The organism is Pseudomonas sp. FW215-R2 (assembly GCF_058789255.1).
Genome location: NZ_JBYTBO010000033.1, coordinates 1 through 16004, shown reverse-complemented (window position 1 = coordinate 16004; position 16004 = coordinate 1). Strand labels below are relative to the sequence as shown.

At 56.1% G+C, this 16004-nt stretch carries 13 protein-coding genes and 3 tRNA genes; 8 read left to right on the top strand and 8 right to left on the bottom strand.

Annotated features, from left to right (window positions below; all coding sequences use genetic code 11):
* Positions 1 to 124: 124 nt before the first annotated feature.
* The 7 genes from modA to AC3WRD_RS28455 all read left to right on the top strand — a co-directional run bounded on the left by modA (position 125) and on the right by AC3WRD_RS28455 (position 4789).
* Positions 125 to 880, top strand: a complete 756-nt coding sequence (modA, locus tag AC3WRD_RS28485) for a molybdate ABC transporter substrate-binding protein (RefSeq protein ID WP_096821549.1) — start codon at positions 125 to 127, stop codon at positions 878 to 880.
* The gene (gene modB, locus AC3WRD_RS28480; protein ID WP_096821551.1) at positions 881 to 1561 is read left to right on the top strand and encodes a molybdate ABC transporter permease subunit; all 681 of its coding nucleotides are present in this window, start codon (positions 881 to 883) and stop codon (positions 1559 to 1561) included.
* 3 nt (positions 1562 to 1564) lie between these two features.
* A complete protein-coding gene (gene modC, locus AC3WRD_RS28475; protein WP_102622243.1) occupies positions 1565 to 2644 on the top strand; it encodes a molybdenum ABC transporter ATP-binding protein in 1080 nt (359 codons plus the stop codon).
* 72 nt (positions 2645 to 2716) lie between these two features.
* On the top strand, positions 2717 to 3745 hold the full coding sequence (locus AC3WRD_RS28470) for a DNA topoisomerase IB (RefSeq protein WP_102622244.1): 1029 nt from the start codon (positions 2717 to 2719) through the stop codon (positions 3743 to 3745).
* A gap of 93 nt (positions 3746 to 3838) precedes the next feature.
* Positions 3839 to 4069 (top strand): hypothetical protein, encoded by a 231-nt coding sequence (locus AC3WRD_RS28465; protein ID WP_102622245.1) that lies wholly within the window; start codon positions 3839 to 3841, stop codon positions 4067 to 4069.
* Positions 4070 to 4189: 120 nt separating this feature from the next.
* A complete protein-coding gene (locus AC3WRD_RS28460; protein ID WP_085730787.1) occupies positions 4190 to 4420 on the top strand; it encodes a hypothetical protein in 231 nt (76 codons plus the stop codon).
* Between the two features lie 84 nt (positions 4421 to 4504).
* Positions 4505 to 4789, top strand: a complete 285-nt coding sequence (locus tag AC3WRD_RS28455) for a hypothetical protein (RefSeq protein ID WP_102622246.1) — start codon at positions 4505 to 4507, stop codon at positions 4787 to 4789.
* A 275-nt stretch (positions 4790 to 5064) separates the two neighbouring features.
* On the opposite strand, the gene AC3WRD_RS28450 is transcribed toward AC3WRD_RS28455, so the two are convergent.
* Complete coding sequence (locus AC3WRD_RS28450; protein ID WP_102622247.1) at positions 5065 to 5688, bottom strand: hypothetical protein; 624 nt, start codon at positions 5686 to 5688, stop codon at positions 5065 to 5067.
* Between the two features lie 514 nt (positions 5689 to 6202).
* On the opposite strand from AC3WRD_RS28450, the gene AC3WRD_RS28445 reads away from it, so the two are divergent.
* Complete coding sequence (locus tag AC3WRD_RS28445) at positions 6203 to 7300, top strand: zinc metalloprotease (RefSeq protein ID WP_173861311.1); 1098 nt, start codon at positions 6203 to 6205, stop codon at positions 7298 to 7300.
* Between the two features lie 109 nt (positions 7301 to 7409).
* Here AC3WRD_RS28445 and AC3WRD_RS28440 read toward each other — a convergent pair whose 3' ends face one another.
* From AC3WRD_RS28440 to AC3WRD_RS28410, 7 genes are all read right to left on the bottom strand, one after another.
* Positions 7410 to 8426, bottom strand: a complete 1017-nt coding sequence (locus AC3WRD_RS28440) for an NAD(P)/FAD-dependent oxidoreductase (protein WP_102622248.1) — start codon at positions 8424 to 8426, stop codon at positions 7410 to 7412.
* A gap of 7 nt (positions 8427 to 8433) precedes the next feature.
* Positions 8434 to 12681: a LodA/GoxA family CTQ-dependent oxidase gene (locus AC3WRD_RS28435; protein WP_102622249.1), complete on the bottom strand. Its 4248-nt coding sequence runs from the start codon at positions 12679 to 12681 to the stop codon at positions 8434 to 8436.
* Positions 12682 to 13865: 1184 nt separating this feature from the next.
* Positions 13866 to 13952, bottom strand: a tRNA-Leu gene (locus tag AC3WRD_RS28430).
* A 194-nt stretch (positions 13953 to 14146) separates the two neighbouring features.
* Positions 14147 to 14220, bottom strand: a tRNA-Cys gene (locus AC3WRD_RS28425).
* A gap of 47 nt (positions 14221 to 14267) precedes the next feature.
* Positions 14268 to 14343 (bottom strand) — tRNA-Gly (locus AC3WRD_RS28420).
* Positions 14344 to 14403: 60 nt separating this feature from the next.
* Positions 14404 to 14964 carry a CDP-diacylglycerol--glycerol-3-phosphate 3-phosphatidyltransferase gene (pgsA, locus tag AC3WRD_RS28415; RefSeq protein WP_085730785.1) on the bottom strand — a complete coding sequence of 187 codons (561 nt, stop codon included), beginning with the start codon at positions 14962 to 14964 and terminating at the stop codon, positions 14404 to 14406.
* 32 nt (positions 14965 to 14996) lie between these two features.
* On the bottom strand, positions 14997 to 16004 hold a 1008-nt coding region (locus AC3WRD_RS28410), incomplete at its 5' end, for an excinuclease ABC subunit UvrC (RefSeq protein ID WP_102650878.1).

Here is a 16004-nt window from a genome sequence, read left to right as displayed (position 1 = left end):
GCACTTTCCGTTTAGAGGCATTTCGCTATATATTCAGCTATATAGCGATTCACCCCCTCGCATCGGCGCAGTCTACCCCTCCAACAATAACTGCCCACTGCACTTGCCAACAACGGAGCTGTTCATGACCATTCGTGCCTCACGTTTTGCCCCTGCCCTGCTCGCGGTATTCGCCATCGGCGCCGCTCAGGCCGACGAAGTGCAAGTCGCCGTCGCGGCCAACTTCACTGCACCGATCCAGGCGATCGCCGCCGATTTCGAAAAAGACACCGGGCACAAACTGGTCGCGGCCTATGGCGCCACCGGACAGTTCTACACCCAGATCAAGAACGGCGCGCCGTTCGAAGTGTTCCTCTCGGCTGACGACACCACCCCTGAGAAACTGGAAAAAGAAGGTGACACCGTCAAGGGCTCGCGCTTCACCTACGCCATCGGCACGCTGGCGCTATGGTCGGCCAAAGAAGGTTACGTCGACGCCAAAGGCGACGTTCTGAAGAAAAACGAATACCAACACCTGTCCATCGCCAACCCGAAAGCTGCGCCTTACGGCCTGGCTGCCACCCAGGTGCTGGAAAAGCTGAAATTGACTGATGCAACCAAAGCCAAAATCGTCGAAGGCCAGAACATCACTCAGGCTTATCAGTTCGTGTCCACCGGCAACGCTGAACTGGGCTTCGTTGCTCTCTCGCAGATCTACAAGGACGGCAAGGTCAGCAGCGGCTCGGCGTGGATCGTTCCGGCGAGCATGCACGACCCGATCAAACAGGACGCCGTCATCCTGAACAAAGGCAAAGACAACGCCGCTGCCAAGGCGCTGGTTGAATACCTCAAAGGCCCAAAAGCCGCTGCGGTGATCAAGTCCTACGGTTATCAGCTGTAAATGTCGCTGACGAGTGCCGATTTCGCGGCGATCTGGCTGACCCTGAAACTGGCGTCCCTGACCACCGCGATCCTGCTGGTCATAGGCACTCCGATTGCCCTGTGGCTGTCGCGCAGCCAATCCTGGTTGCGCGGCCCTATCGGGGCAATTGTCGCCCTGCCTCTGGTACTGCCGCCGACCGTCATCGGTTTTTATCTGTTGCTCGCGCTCGGGCCCAATGGCTTTCTTGGGCATTTCACCCAGTGGCTGGGGCTCGGCACACTGACGTTCAGTTTCACCGGACTGGTCATCGGCTCGGTGCTCTATTCCATGCCCTTTGTGGTGCAGCCGTTGCAAAACGCTTTTTCCGCCATCGGCACTCGCCCCCTGGAAGTGGCGGCCACCTTGCGCGCCAATCCCTGGGACACTTTTTTCAGCGTCATCCTGCCGCTCGCACGTCCCGGTTTCATTACGGCGGCGATCCTGGGCTTCGCCCATACCGTCGGCGAATTCGGCGTTGTACTGATGATCGGCGGCAATATTCCCGACAAGACCCGGGTGGTCTCGGTACAAATCTACGACCACGTCGAAGCCATGGAATACTCACAAGCACATTGGCTCGCCGGTGCGATGCTGGTGTTTTCGTTTCTGGTGTTGCTGGCGCTCTATTCCAGCCGCAAGTCGCGCGCAGGCTGGAGTTGATCGATGATTGAAGCACGCTTGAAACTCGCTTACTCCGGCTTCGGCCTGGATGTTGACCTGCACCTGCCCGGTCGTGGCGTGACCGCATTGTTCGGACAATCGGGCTCAGGCAAGACCACCTGCCTGCGTTGCATTGCCGGACTGGAACGGGCTTCGTACGCCTTTGTGCAAATCAACGACGAAATTTGGCAGGACAGCGAGAAAGGCATTTTCGTCCCGCCGCACAAACGTGCGCTCGGCTATGTCTTTCAGGAAGCGAGCCTGTTTCCGCACCTCTCGGTACTGGCCAACCTGCAATTCGGCCTCAAACGGATTGCCAGGAATCAACGCCGGGTCGACATGGCACAGGCCACCGAACTGTTGGGAATCGGCCATTTACTGGAGCGTCATCCGCAGCATTTATCCGGTGGTGAACGTCAGCGTGTCGGCATCGCTCGGGCGCTCTTGACCAGTCCGAAACTGTTGCTGATGGACGAGCCGCTCGCGGCCCTCGACAGTCAGCGCAAAAGCGAAATCCTGCCTTACCTGCAACGGCTGCACGACGAACTTGATATCCCGGTTCTGTATGTCAGTCATGCCCAGGACGAAGTCGCGCGCCTGGCCGACCACCTGGTGCTGCTCGACAACGGCAAAGCGCTGGCCAGCGGTCCGATCGGCGAAACCCTCGCTCGCCTGGATCTGCCACTGGCAATGGGCGATGACGCCGGAGTGGTGATCGAGGGGCAGGTTATCTCCTACGATCACAACTACCAATTGCTCTGCCTGCAATTGCCCGACACGTTACTGAGCATTCGCGTGACCCACTCCCCCATGGAAGTCGGTCAGACGCTGCGCTGCAAAGTGCAGGCTCGCGATATCAGCCTGACCCTGCAAAACACTGAGCACAGCAGCATCCTCAATCGCCTGCCGGTCACGGTGGCCAGCGAAATGCCTGCCGACAATGCCGCTCATGTGCTGATCCGCCTTGATGCGGGCGGCACGCCTCTGCTGGCAAGAATCACCCGGTATTCGCGGGATCAGTTGGGCGTGCATGCGGGTCAACAATTGTGGGCACAGATCAAGGCTGTCGCGGTTCTGGCTTGAATCGGTCGGCACGACTGTCATGGCATGCGGTCAATCGCTGTAACAGCCTGATTGCCGCCACGGATTCCCGCCATGCCCGATACCGCGCTGACCGATGTGTTACCTTCGGACCTGCATTACGTCGATGACACCCAGCCCGGGCTCACCCGCAAAAAGCTGCGCGGCAAGTTCTGCTACTTCGACACAGCTGGTCAGCGCATCAGTGACTCTGACGAAATCAAACGCATCAATGCGCTGGCCGTGCCACCGGCCTACACCGATGTCTGGATCTGCGCAGACCCTCGCGGCCACCTGCAAGCCACCGGTCGCGATGCTCGCGGGCGCAAACAGTACCGTTATCACCCGCGCTGGCGCGAGGTCCGTGATGCCGACAAATACTCGCGACTGCGCGAGTTCGGCATCGCGCTGCCGAAGTTGCGCAAACAACTGGAAACACTGTTGGCGGCGCCAGGGTTCAGTCGCGACAAAGTCATGGCCACGGTGATCACTTTGCTCGATGCCACGCTGATCCGCGTCGGCAATACCCAATACGCGCGGGACAACCGGTCGTACGGACTGACCACCCTGCGCAGCCGACATGTCGAGGTCAACGGCAGCGCGATCCTGTTCCAGTTTCGCGGCAAAAGCGGTGTCGAACATCAGATCACGGTAAAGGACCGACGCCTGGCGCGGATCATCAAGCGCTGCCTGGAAATCCCGGGGCAGAATCTGTTCCAGTATCTGGATGAACATGGCGAGCGGCACACCGTCAGCTCTTCAGACGTCAACACCTACCTGCAAACCCTGACCGGTGCGGACTTCACCGCCAAGGACTACCGGACCTGGGCCGGCAGCGCCCTCGCCCTGGCAGTGTTGCGGGAGTTGCAATGGGAGTCGGAAACCGAAGCCAGGCGGCATGTGGTGGAGATGGTCAAGGGTGTGGCGCGGCAACTGGGCAACACGCCGGCGGTGTGCCGTAAATGTTATATCCACCCGGCCGTGGTGGAGCATTTCATGCTGGGCGCGCTGGCCGAGCTGCCACGACCTCGGGTGCGCAAGGGGCTGCGCGCCGAGGAAGTTGCACTGGCCATGTTCCTGGAACGGATGACCACCCTGACCTGAGCGTCTGCAACCGACGAACTGACCTGCCTATTTTTTGCACGATTTGTCAGGGCTTCTATAGTTGATCTGACACGAATCAACTGCGGTGACGCCATGGAAGACATATTCGTCGTGAAGCGTTGCAACAAGATCATCATTCACGGTCGCCGCGCTGGAGAAAGTCTCCATGAACCTGCCGAAGCCACTGGCTGGTATCGCATCAATGACACGCGTACCGGCGGCTTCATCGGGGATGGCTACGATCTGGAAGAGGACGCCCGGCGAGAATGCCTGCGGCTTAACGCCGCCAGCTCGCGGGTGACGGTCAGCGAGTCTTCGGGCTGATAGCTGTCATTTACGGGTCTATACTCAAACCAGCTGAAGGAGCAGCGCCCCAACGGCAGAGAGCTCGCGCTTCGCGGGCTTTTTGCTGCCACAGAGCGGTTTGTTGAACGGAGGTGTTCCATGTCCGAAAGAGAGTCCATCACCACTCTCCTCACCTTGCTCGATGCCCGGGAGGCACGCCTCGCCGCGGCCTGCAAAGAGATCGCCGACTGGGTCGATCATCAAGGCGGGCACCCGACCGCCCTGCGCATTCGCGATCGTTTGAACGACATCGAAAAGGATGCTCCGCTGATTCGCAGCACCCTGTCGTCGCTCAAACCCGTAGATCGGCCGCTGCCACGTTTCAGGTGATCCGCTGATTGGCGCAATGCTGCAAAAAAGAACGTCCTTGGTGCTGAGAGGTCAAACCTCTACACGTCACCAAGGAGGCGTCTCATGGTCATTCACTTCAAAGTCGACGGGCATCTGGCCTGTGGTCACAAGGGTAACAACCTCAGTGCCAGCCCCGAGCTCAATCGCGTCAAATGCCGCAGCTGCCGCAACACAGATGCTTATAAAAACGCACGCAAAGACCAACGTAATGCTGCGCGCCGGCTCTCTCGCCATGCAAAAGCAACGCACCATGCATCCAGTTGGCGCTCGGAGTGGATCGAGCGACTGACCGCGATGGCTGGCCTTCAGCGCTTGCCGAGAGGATTTGCCGGGCAGGCGTTTGTCTGAGCACGAAAAAATGGGCCGGTTCAGTCGGCCCTTTTCAGTAAGTGACAACAAACTACCCCAGCAGTGAGAAACTAGAGAAGTCAGCGGGCTGAAGTGATTGCGCGGACTCAGTGAGATATGAGTCATATGGTCGCCGAGCGCGCGGAGCTGATATTTCATCCGGGCCTGGTACGGCAGTTCGGCATAAGTCCGCAACTGCTCGACTTCCCAGACCAAGCGCCCCCAAAAAAAATCAGCCTTTGAAATCTTGGAAAAAGAAGAGGTCAAGGTCAGACTTACTCAGCTTTCGTGTCTTTATATACTTTCATCGCATATGCACCACCCGCCAGTGTTGCTCCCAAACCGACTAACGACCCACCTATCAGCTCGGCAATATTTAGTTCAACACTAATATCAACAGAGTCTGCAAGCAACACTCTATAAATAGCAGAACACAAAAGCAGAAGAACAATAATAGCAGGCAATAAATACAAAAATGCCAAAAACCTATCCTCAGGAGTCAAACTCCACCAGCCTGCCCAATTTAATTTATATTTTCCGGAAGCCTTAGCAGTAGAATCCAAATCCAGCAGTTTTTTAAGACTTTCATCTATGCTATCAAGCCTACCCTCAACATTAGCCAACCTGTTCTCCTGCAATAATACTTTTTCTGAATCCCTTCGACACCCTTCAGCCACTTCCTCCTCGGCCACCCCGCCTTGAATGCGGACAACTTCCAACTTAAGCTTTTCTTTCAGGCAATCCACCACCAAAGAAAGCTCTTTATAGTTTTCATTGTATTTACTCTCCAGAAGGGTGTACCTGACATGGTCCCGCCCATCACGCTTAAGCAAGTCCACCTCAATCTTAAGGCGCGCCAACGACACTACTTTCTCATTTAGACTAACTTCTTCATCCATTTCACACTCCAGTAATTGATCCAACTCAATGATTCTAGACCACGCCAGCGCCTCAACAGACATTTATAAGATAAATTCTTCGGCAAACGCCCACTGAAGTGCAGCCTACCTTTCAAAATCAACCGCCGCATCGATAAAGACGAAGACATCTTAATAAATCATCCCCGATCTGCATTGTGCAACATTGCCTCCCCTGGGTAGACGTCCGCGCTCTGCCAATCCAGCCAAATCAAGCCATTCCAGACCAGCTAATCCGAACAACTGGATAAGGCCTTTAGCAAAATCAGTAATAACTCCTATAGCAACTATGTCCAGCACCGCTCTGCCGCCCAGTCTATAGATTCAATGCAAGTGTTATTTTTGCAAGCGAGATTTCTCAAGCCTGCCTGTCAACAGTTGCACATTTTTTGGGGGCTTTTCCTGGCCTTTAAATAATCTGACGCTGTGCCTCGAGAGTCGGGGAGTCAGAAAAGCGGTACAGACCTGTCCCAATCATCTTGATAAGGAAAGTCCTATGGCCCGTGCACCAAGATCCAAGTCGTCCACCCCGAAAAAAACACAGAACACGTCTAAACCGCTCTGCCAAAATCTACCCCGAACTGCGCGACAACTTTCCCCCTCCGTGACTGTAGACCCGCGCAGGAAAGCTGCCATTCTGGCGACATTCACCAAATGGGCTAACGGAACGGTTCTTCACTATTGTTTTTTTAACAAAGGATCTCGCTATGCGGTTCCGAAAGCTCAGGCGGATGCGATACGTGATGCATTCAAGACTTGGAAAGCGGTCGGCATAGGTCTTGAGTTCATGGAGGTTGGTCAACTGAGTGAAGCCGAAGTCCGAATTGGCTATTCGACCGCCGACGGGGTTTCTGCCTCTGCAGTCGGTCGCGACCTCCTGAATGTGCCGCTCACCGAGCCAACAACTGTGTATGGATGGGACCTCACAACACCCTACGGACGTGGAACCGCACTTCATGAGCTCGGGCATGTGCTCGGCATGGAACATGAACATCAAAACCCTTTTGCGGGAATCAAATGGCATGAGCAGGCGGTTTATGACTCATTAGGAGGCCCTCCAAACAATTGGGACCGTGCAACTACGTATCACAACATATTGGAAAAATTGACGCCGCAGCAAGTCAATGGTTCAACGTGGGACCCTGACTCAATCATGGAGTACGAGTTCGATTCAGGTCTAATCGACGAACCGCAACAATACGACATCAGCGGGCTTACTCCTCCGGGCGTGCTTTCGAATGGAGATAAGGAGTGGACTCGCAAGTGGTACCCACCATTGACGGGAAAACTGAAACAACTTGCCCATGCAGAGCCAGTAACCGTTGCGCTCGCCGCCGGAAAACAGATTGACTACACCATCGAACCTACAGAATCCAGAAGTTACCGTATCGAAACGAAGGGCGCCTCCGATTCGCTGCTTGTTTTGTTCGAAGAAATTAAAGGAGACCCACGATACTTAGCGGGAGACGATGATAGCGGCGAGGATCGAAACTCAACAATCACCTACAAACTCTTCAAAGGGCGAAAATACATTGTTAGAGTTCGCCTGTATTACCCTGGACTATCGGGAAAATTGACGCTGATGTATCTTTAAAGATATTCCATCGGGCCAAAAGTACCGTCCTTGATGCTTACAACGAACGGCGAACCAGATGCGGATAAGTGCAATAGATTCGCAGTCAAGCAGAGATCGAGGATGGTACTCATGATGCCGACTCTCCAAAACCATAGAAACTGTTGCGATTGCGGACATAACTGTCGAAGTGCGCTCTGGACTCTAGCCAGTAAGCCCTCATCGGCTCCAAGTTCCCACTTAAAGAAGCGACAGCCGCGGATACCGCCGCCGCGCCCTGCTGAAGCGCTGTCGTGATGCCACTTGAGGAAAGCGGGTCCACCGTCTGCAACGCATCACCGCAAGCTAACCAGTATGTCCCACCGGGGACGTCCAGCAGGGATGTGGACGCATTGGCCGCGCTTACGCCCGAGGCAAGCCACATGTCCTCATCTGACATCAGCGAGCGGATCTGGTAAGGAACTCGCTCCATGATTTTAGCCTCGGTCACCCGACCTGCAAGGCGGCCGTTGGTGTAGAAACACACATGTGCCTGGCCGGGTGAATCCGAGACAGCGAATACCCAACCATCCGCGACTGAAAACGTATGGACAACTCCCTCGGGCAAGCCATGAACCGGCCCCCTCACGCCGTAGGCGACAAGGTGGTCGAACGTCCGACGGCCGACACCTAATTTGCGCGCAAGCACTGCTGCTCGACCCGATGCATCGATCGCGAAACTGGCGTCAAGCACGAGCTCTTGCACTGGTCCGGTGAACTGAAGTTGCAGCCCCTGTCTCGTCGGGAGTACGCGATACAGTTCGTCGGCCTCGACGAAGGTAACCCCCTCTTCCGTCGCGCAAGCCCGCAACGCCCGCAACAGCTGCACCCTGCCCAGCATTATGTTTTTCGGAATACCGGGAGGGGGCGCACGACTCAGCATGGGAGACTCACCCCAGCGTGAGATGTACTCGCGAACTGGCGGTAGCTGGAGCTGACGGGCGTCGAGGCCGCAGTCGTGCAGTGCCCGCACGCCCTCCAGACTCAGGCACTCTGGCGCATCAAAGGCTCGTTCCCGGCCGGCTACAACAGTCACTGCAACGCCCAAATGGCGTGCCCGCAGTGCGGCCGAGAGTCCCGCAAAACCCGCCCCGACAATCAGTAGCATAGGACCATCAGTGCACGGCACCCATGCCGTGGGTGTGTATGTACAACCTCGGCCCCAGAGTCTTGAGCGGCGCAGCCACTTTGCCCAGAGCCCCTTCGTCAGGGATGGGACAGCCCGCAATCACCCACTCAATCACGATCTGTCGGCCGATGCGATTGTTAATGCGGGGGAAGCGGCGGTCGAGCGCCTTACCCATCGGCTTGTCGCCTCGAAGCATGTCCGCAACGAGTGGGCTAGCCGACGGGTCACCCGGGATGACCCACGTACCGACGAGCTTGCGCATCAGCTCCCGCATATCGTCGCCTTCGAAGAGTTTTGCGATGCTCGGACTACCATTCCCATCCGCGAGGTAGCGCGTATGTGCATGAACGCCTTCAGCGATCGACTTCATCTCGTATAGCAGGGCCTCCATCGCTTCGCCTTTTTCGAAGTAGCGTTTGGCGGTCCGTGTATCCCCTTCCCGCCCCAACCATTCAATCCAGTCGCGCCAGATTGCGAGATCTTCGACATTGAAAACCTGGTACATCGGCCCATTAAATGTGGTGAGGTGCTGCAGAAACTGGCTGGCGTCCGGCTGCCCCGCCACGAGCCATTTCGACTGAGCGAGCACGCTGCGAAACAGCTCCGGATCGTCGAAAAGGTCATTGATCCGGTATTGGCCGATACGATGCTGCATGTGGTTCTGTGAACCATAGGTCGCTTTGCGCATGATCATCTCGTCAAGTCGCGCAGCCGCGCTCCCCGTTCGGCGACGAGAGACGCCAAGGTCATCGCCGAACATGTCATTTCCGGCTACAGCAAATGCCACGTATCCGCGCCAGATGCGTTTCCATTGTGCCTGAACGGCCGCATCGCCGCCGTCGTGGCTAACATCGTCGAGGTAAAGCATGACTGCGTCCCGGGCCTTGGCACCGTGACCGTTGGAGGCATTGTCGATACCCACGTGCATCTGCCAGAAGTGACTGTCGATGCCCAGATAGTCACGCCGCTTGATACTCGGTACTAAGCTAAGCACCTCCCACTCCAGAAACAGCGTCATACCCAGTAGCTCGGGCAGGAAGCGATCGGCATGCTGGGAGATGGCCAGTTGGAACACCGCCCCCGCGAACATGGATTCGTGGAACTGCGGGTCATTCGCATATTCGCGAGCAGCTAAGGGGTAGGTTTCGATACCGACGCTTCGCATTAGGCTCGTGTAGAGATTGCCATGGTGCAAGGCGGGGTTGCCATTACCGATCTCGTCGCTCCAGACTTCGAACAGGAGTGCGCGAACCTTGTCCCCTGCCCCCGCAGCGGAAATATTGCGCAACCACACACCGTCGCTCTGATTGAACGGCCCCCTGTCCCGAAGTACCTGAAGTTCCGTATCGCGGTTTTGCGTGCGAGCCAGCCAGTAGATATCAGTGTTCTGTGCCCGAAACCGCATTATCTCGTATACCTCGTCCAGCTTCGCCTGGAACGTCTCCTTACTGTACTCAACGAATGTCTCCGGGTGGCTCTCGTCCAAGATACCCGTCTGATCGATAACAGATTGCGCGTAGTCGAGGAACTTGTTCGCCATGTCCAGCGCGCTGGAGACGAAATCCTGATGATTGTGGATGTTCATCAGCCAGTAAAAGCAGTCTCGCAAGCTCGCACCATGAAATTTATCGCGCCCCGTTTCTACGTGCACCACTAACGAGCTGCCATCACGCAAGACCTGGTGACGCTTTTCAACAAAGCCGAGGTCCTTCCACGCCGTCACCATTGCATTGTCGCCGTTGGTTCCAGTGTGGGTGAGATACATGGCATCAAATACCGCGTCCCTGAACTCCACCAGGGCATACTGCCAATATTCGAGACTGTCGCGAAGCACCTCGCCTCGTTGCCGCTTATCGACTTCATCTGTGGACCAGGGAAAGCTATTCAGTGTCTGCCTGAAGGACACGGCGGTCGCAGGGCTTGTGGTCGAGTCACCGCATTCACTGCGCACTGCACAAGTCTTGAAATAGTCCTGCAGGCTGCCCTGTGCATATTCGGAGTACGACTGCACAATCGCTTGCAGGCTCGCAGCGACTTTATTCTTTGTACTCTGCGCTGCGTCACTCCACACGGCGTGAAGGTCCGCAAGCGAATCGATTGCATAGGCGCGCACGAGTACAGGGTGATCCTTGCGGATATCCTTGATCGTCAGAACCGCCTCCGGCTGCGGTAGCCGAGGCAAAAAGCATCTACCTGCAAATCGGTCGCAGGCTTCCTGCAACAAGTACATTTGCCGCCACGGATTGACCCCATCTTCGAGGGTAGCACCGCTGAGAATCGCTTTCGCCCAGATCGTTGCGACCTTGTCCAAGTAACTAAAGCAGCTCTCGCCTTCCTTGGGTTCCGGAAGCATTTGTGAGAGTAGGAACGCACCGGGTGGCCGAGGTTGCGACGTGCCGACGCCACGATCCCACCGTTGGCGCTCACCAAGCATTCTCTCCAGCGCACTCGCAAGGTCGGCCGTATCAGCACGCGTAAACTCCTGGAATACTTTTTTGAAAGTATCCTCATGGATTACGTCGTCTGGTCGTTGCGCTGGCCACCAGTTTTGCTGACATTCAAAAAAATCCGCCTGCCATGGCAGCGCCATATATTTGCTGATGTCTCCCGCTTCGAGCACGCGGTCATCGAATCGGAAAGCCTCACAGTAGAGCCGGCTTTCGCGAACAATCGAGGTGATCTCGATACCGGGAAAGAAGGCGCCCCCGCAGCAGCCTTCGAGCACAGCCCTAGTCAGTAGCTCCGGTTCTGAATCATCGGGAAGACAGTTGCCCTCCTCGTCTTGCGATTCGTCCTTGCAGATGTAGACAGCTGCCGTACCTTCAGCTGTGGTGGTAGCGTGCCCGGCGGCCCATGCCTGCAGACGCCTCGTCTGCAAATAGGTCAGGGAAAGCCACGTTCCCGACTCACCATCGCTGCGCGTTCCTTCGTCGCCGGACAGGGGCGGCATATAGAGGCTGGTGGCCATACGGGCAGCAGCCTCCATCTCTTCGTCGCTGGGTATGTGGATGCCTGGGCGACGATAAGAAGGCTTGCGCAACACCTTCATCACCGCTTCACCAATCATCGAGAGCCCTTTACCGGACGTTGCCTTCTCGAATTGCTCGAAGTCGTATGACTCACCGCGAAGGATGTCGCCAGGCCGGCCCTGACCGTGCCCCCTAAGCCCGAGCTTGCTTACCCACCGGTATCCCCCCATGCGGTCAAATATCGGCCATACATCCTTTCGAAGATCAGGCCGGTCCGGGTCCCGCAAGCGTGGGGTGGTCTTGTTGCACAGCCTGGGGTGGTCGTGTGCCACTTCCTCCATCACGTCGAACAACGTCACCAAGTCGCGAGTGTCTGGCGCGAAATCAGGCGGAGTGACAACTACCCAACTTGCGCCCTGAACCTCCACCGAATGGCGCGCCCCATCTTCTGCGCAAAGCACCACTTTGGCCCTGACAGGCCCGTCCGCGGTATCGTCGTGCCAGGAATCATTGTTCGCATAGTGAGTAATCCAGGCCTCGTAGGGATCGTCAAGAGCCCTGCCGTGTGCATCAACCGGTGCGGAAACACCGTGACCGCCCATTACAACGAGGCACCCCTGCTCATCTGTAGCAAGTTCTCCAAGATAAACATCGTGATTGTGGCGGAACTTGCCGATGAAACTCAGGTTCTGCTTGTCGGGCTGATGTCGCCGGTTACTGCCACAAACAGAACGCTCCGGACTATGAATTTCGAACTCTTTGGCGTGCGCCATACTGGCCACCCACTTGCGCCCACAAGGTCCTCCCTCGACGAGCGCCATTAATCCCGACCCGGAGTCGTCGTCGCCATCAAGTTCGCAGTTGCGCAGCCTTAGCTTGCGACCCAAGTTATTCTCTGGCCATCCGACAGCCTCGAAGGCCGAAAGCGCACCGTGAGCTCCCGAGAAGTTGAACCACGCCGCCTTCTTGTTGGCGAGCTCGACGCTCCAGGTGATTTCCACACCTTCGCCGCACAGCTCCCCCAGCGACCGTCCCGCACTGTCGAAGGCATAGACATGAAACTTCGCGGCTTGCCGGCGTATGGCTCCAGACGCGTCCTTATAACTGAAAGGTGTACCTGAAGGCATACCAAAAATATGGGGCTCGCCACCAGGTTTCTCCGGAGCAATGAAAACGCCGTCGGCGGCCATGCTGTTGCCTACGCGCGCGATGCCCACAGGGGGATAGATCTTGCAGTACGCGATTTGATCGTGAAGGATTGGCATAAAACCTCCATCATGAACGAGATGACAGCAGCTACGGCAGAGCGTTGCTGGACGGATGATGTGGTGAGTTCGACACTGTAGGCATCGGGGTCAGTACAAACATCGACCAGACTATTCCGGTGCCTTTATCGGGATTCAATGGCGCCATGTCGGCACACAATCTGTTAAATGGCAGCTGGAACTCATCCCCAACGGCAGAGAATGCAAGGTGATCAATTAGGATACGAACTCCCTCAGGATCGTCGGGCGCCGCGCAAAAGTGACTGCGGATAGGCCAAGGCTGATGTCGCCTCTGCCGATAATCTGCATATCGCTCCATTCGCGCGGCGTAGAAAAGCCGAACGGGTCGCGCTATCAGTCGACAGGACGCTCCAGATTGCCGACGCGGGGAGGCAAACTGCTGGGCCCCAAGCAAATTCAACAGAGAAACTGCGCACGCATTCGCCAGCGCCACCAAAGCGATAAAACGTGATGTCCTTTTCATGCCTCCACCTTTTATCGCACACCGTGTGATCTTCCTGATTGCAGGCTAGTTAGCTGTCTGTAGCGTAGTCTGTCATGAACCAATCCAACTGATATTTGATTCAGGCCCTGCATCCATGTAGAAGACAGTAGTACACCTGTAAACATTTTTCCTTTTCGAGATCAGACACTCGATTCCGCTGAGCAAAACTTTCCAGGCGTAGCAAGCAACCTTACGACCAGGAGCCACTCCATCACCTAATCTGCCATGAGTGTTCGTGATGCACGAGCGCGGTGTGCTCTGCGCTCGCACTATAGAAGATACCCCCCTTGTTACAAGTGAGCCCTGACGTCAAAAGCAAGACCAACTGGCAGCAATGCACTTCCACCACTGCAATTGGCACGAACTCCAGACGCTTCTTCAGGTGGCCGTTGAATGGCTTGCGAGCAACTCCCCATTCCACGTGGCGTGGCTAATTAGAGTTCCGCAGGGGAAGACGGAGGCCAAGCGAAATATCGAAGCCAGGGGCGAACTGGCAGCATCATGCAGACCAAGGATCAATTTAGGAATATTACTGCAGTAGTAACCGAGTCGTACGTTCGGAATCGCCGGAGTAAAGAGATCATGCCCACGAAGTGAATTGCGGACCAATGTCAAAATTGCGACCCAGAAACAAACAAGGGTTTGCATCAGCTTTCGCCCGCAAACCCTTGATTCAAGATGGTGCCCGAAGCCGGAATCGAACCGGCACGCCCTTACGAGCGGGGGATTTTAAGTCCCATGCGTCTACCAGTTTCGCCATTCGGGCGGTAGCGCGGTACTGCATTGCCCTGATGCCGGTTCACAATCCTGACAGATTGCTGCCCGTACAGCAGAGGGGGAAATATATACATCACTCCCCCGTGAAGCAAGTTGGCAAAGGCCGTTTTAAAGACTAAATCTTTCAGCACGATGCAATAAAAAAAGCTCCGTAAATCATGGATCTACGGAGCTTATTTATAGTGGAGGCCGAGGTCGGAATCGAACCGGCGTAGGTGGATTTGCAATCCACTGCATAACCATTTTGCTACTCGGCCTCAAAAACATTTGCTGTCAGTAGCGCAACAACAAACGCTGTAAAACTTGGAGCGGGAAACGAGACTCGAACTCGCGACCCCGACCTTGGCAAGGTCGTGCTCTACCAACTGAGCTATTCCCGCTTGGTGTGGCGCATTCTATAGAAATCAGAAGCGCCGTCAACCCCTTGATTCAAAAAAGTTTTATTTCTTTTCAACATCGGTCTTCAGATGCGGCCAGGCAGCCCGAAGGTATTGAACCATCGACCACAAGGTCAGGCCTGCAGAAACCATCAGCAACGTGTAACCGATGAAAACCCAGAAGCTGAAAACCTTGGGGTTGGCCAGAAGGATCACCAGTGCAAGCATTTGCGCAGCGGTTTTCCATTTGCCCAGGTTCGATACAGCCACATGAGCCCGCGCACCAAGTTCGGCCATCCACTCACGTAACGCCGAAACGACGATCTCGCGACCGATGATGACGGCCGCCGGCAACGTGAGCCACAGGTTGCCGTGTTCCTGCACCAGCAACACCAGTGCAACAGCAACCATCAGTTTGTCAGCGACAGGATCCAGAAACGCTCCAAACGGAGTGCTTTGCTCCAGGCGTCGCGCCAGATAACCATCCAGCCAGTCCGTTGCCGCTGCGAAGGCAAAGACCGAACTTGAGGCCAGATAACTCCACTGGTAAGGCAGATAGAACAGCAAAATGAAGATCGGGATGAGCAGGACACGGAGAACGGTAATCAGATTAGGGATATTCATCGGCACAACTGGCTACGAGGTGAATGGGCATTCTACTCACTATGCAGGTTTGCATAAATCGACTCTGCTAGCTTTTTGCTGATCCCCGGCGCTTTGGCGATCTCTTCGATGCTTGCACGAGACAGCTCCTGCAATCCACCAAAATGTTTCAACAAGTCCCTGCGCCGAGTCGGCCCCACGCCTGCCACGCCTTCCAGCGTCGACGTACGACGGGTTTTGCCACGGCGCGCACGGTGTCCAGTGATCGCAAAGCGGTGAGCTTCGTCACGAATCTGCTGAATCAGGTGCAACGCCGGAGAGTCGCCACGCAACGTGAATTCGTGCGCGGCATCATTCAGATACAAAGTCTCGAACCCAGCCTTGCGCGTCGCACCTTTCGCTACACCCAGCAGGATCAGGTCCGGCACGGCCAGTTCGTTGAGCACATCGCGCGCCATCGACAACTGCCCTTTGCCGCCGTCCACCAACAGAATGTCCGGCAACTTGCCCTCACCGTCCTTCAGCTTGCTGAAGCGCCGGGTCAACGCCTGGTGCATGGCGGCATAATCATCACCCGCCGTCACGCCTTCGATGTTGTATCGGCGGTAATCCGATTTGATTGCCCCTTCCGGCCCGAACACTACACAGGACGCAACGGTTGCCTCGCCGCTGGAATGACTGATGTCGTAGCACTCCAGACGCTGTGGTGGCTCGTCCAGTTTCAGCACCTCGGCCAATGCCTCGAAACGGGCCGCAACGTGCTGACGATTGGCCAGCCTCGCGCCCAGCGCCTGTTCGGCGTTGGTCACGGCCAATTGCTGCCAGCGCGCCCTTGTACCGCGAACCCGATGACTGATGGACAGTTCGCGACCGCGCAGCTCCTGGATCGCTTCGATCAATGTGGGAAAGTCTTCATGAACGACATTGACGATCAGTTCACTTGGCAAATCCCGCTCGGGGCTGCTGATGAAATACTGGCCAAGAAACGCAGCCATGACTTCGGCAACGTCTTCCTCGATCCCGACCTGCGGGAAAAAGTTCTTGCTGCCCAGAACCCGCCC

Bases quoted from the DNA above. Each gene is read 5' to 3' on its own strand.
- modA (WP_096821549.1), top strand. From the start codon at position 125: ATGACCATTCGTGCCTCACGTTTTGCCCCTGCCCTGCTCGCGGTATTC.
- modB (WP_096821551.1), top strand. From the start codon at position 881: ATGTCGCTGACGAGTGCCGATTTCGCGGCGATCTGGCTGACCCTGAAA.
- modC (WP_102622243.1), top strand. From the start codon at position 1,565: ATGATTGAAGCACGCTTGAAACTCGCTTACTCCGGCTTCGGCCTGGAT.
- AC3WRD_RS28470 (WP_102622244.1), top strand. From the start codon at position 2,717: ATGCCCGATACCGCGCTGACCGATGTGTTACCTTCGGACCTGCATTAC.
- AC3WRD_RS28465 (WP_102622245.1), top strand. From the start codon at position 3,839: ATGGAAGACATATTCGTCGTGAAGCGTTGCAACAAGATCATCATTCAC.
- AC3WRD_RS28460 (WP_085730787.1), top strand. From the start codon at position 4,190: ATGTCCGAAAGAGAGTCCATCACCACTCTCCTCACCTTGCTCGATGCC.
- AC3WRD_RS28455 (WP_102622246.1), top strand. From the start codon at position 4,505: ATGGTCATTCACTTCAAAGTCGACGGGCATCTGGCCTGTGGTCACAAG.
- AC3WRD_RS28450 (WP_102622247.1), bottom strand. From the start codon at position 5,688: ATGGATGAAGAAGTTAGTCTAAATGAGAAAGTAGTGTCGTTGGCGCGC.
- AC3WRD_RS28445 (WP_173861311.1), top strand. From the start codon at position 6,203: ATGGCCCGTGCACCAAGATCCAAGTCGTCCACCCCGAAAAAAACACAG.
- AC3WRD_RS28440 (WP_102622248.1), bottom strand. From the start codon at position 8,426: ATGCTACTGATTGTCGGGGCGGGTTTTGCGGGACTCTCGGCCGCACTG.
- AC3WRD_RS28435 (WP_102622249.1), bottom strand. From the start codon at position 12,681: ATGCCAATCCTTCACGATCAAATCGCGTACTGCAAGATCTATCCCCCT.
- pgsA (WP_085730785.1), bottom strand. From the start codon at position 14,964: ATGAATATCCCTAATCTGATTACCGTTCTCCGTGTCCTGCTCATCCCG.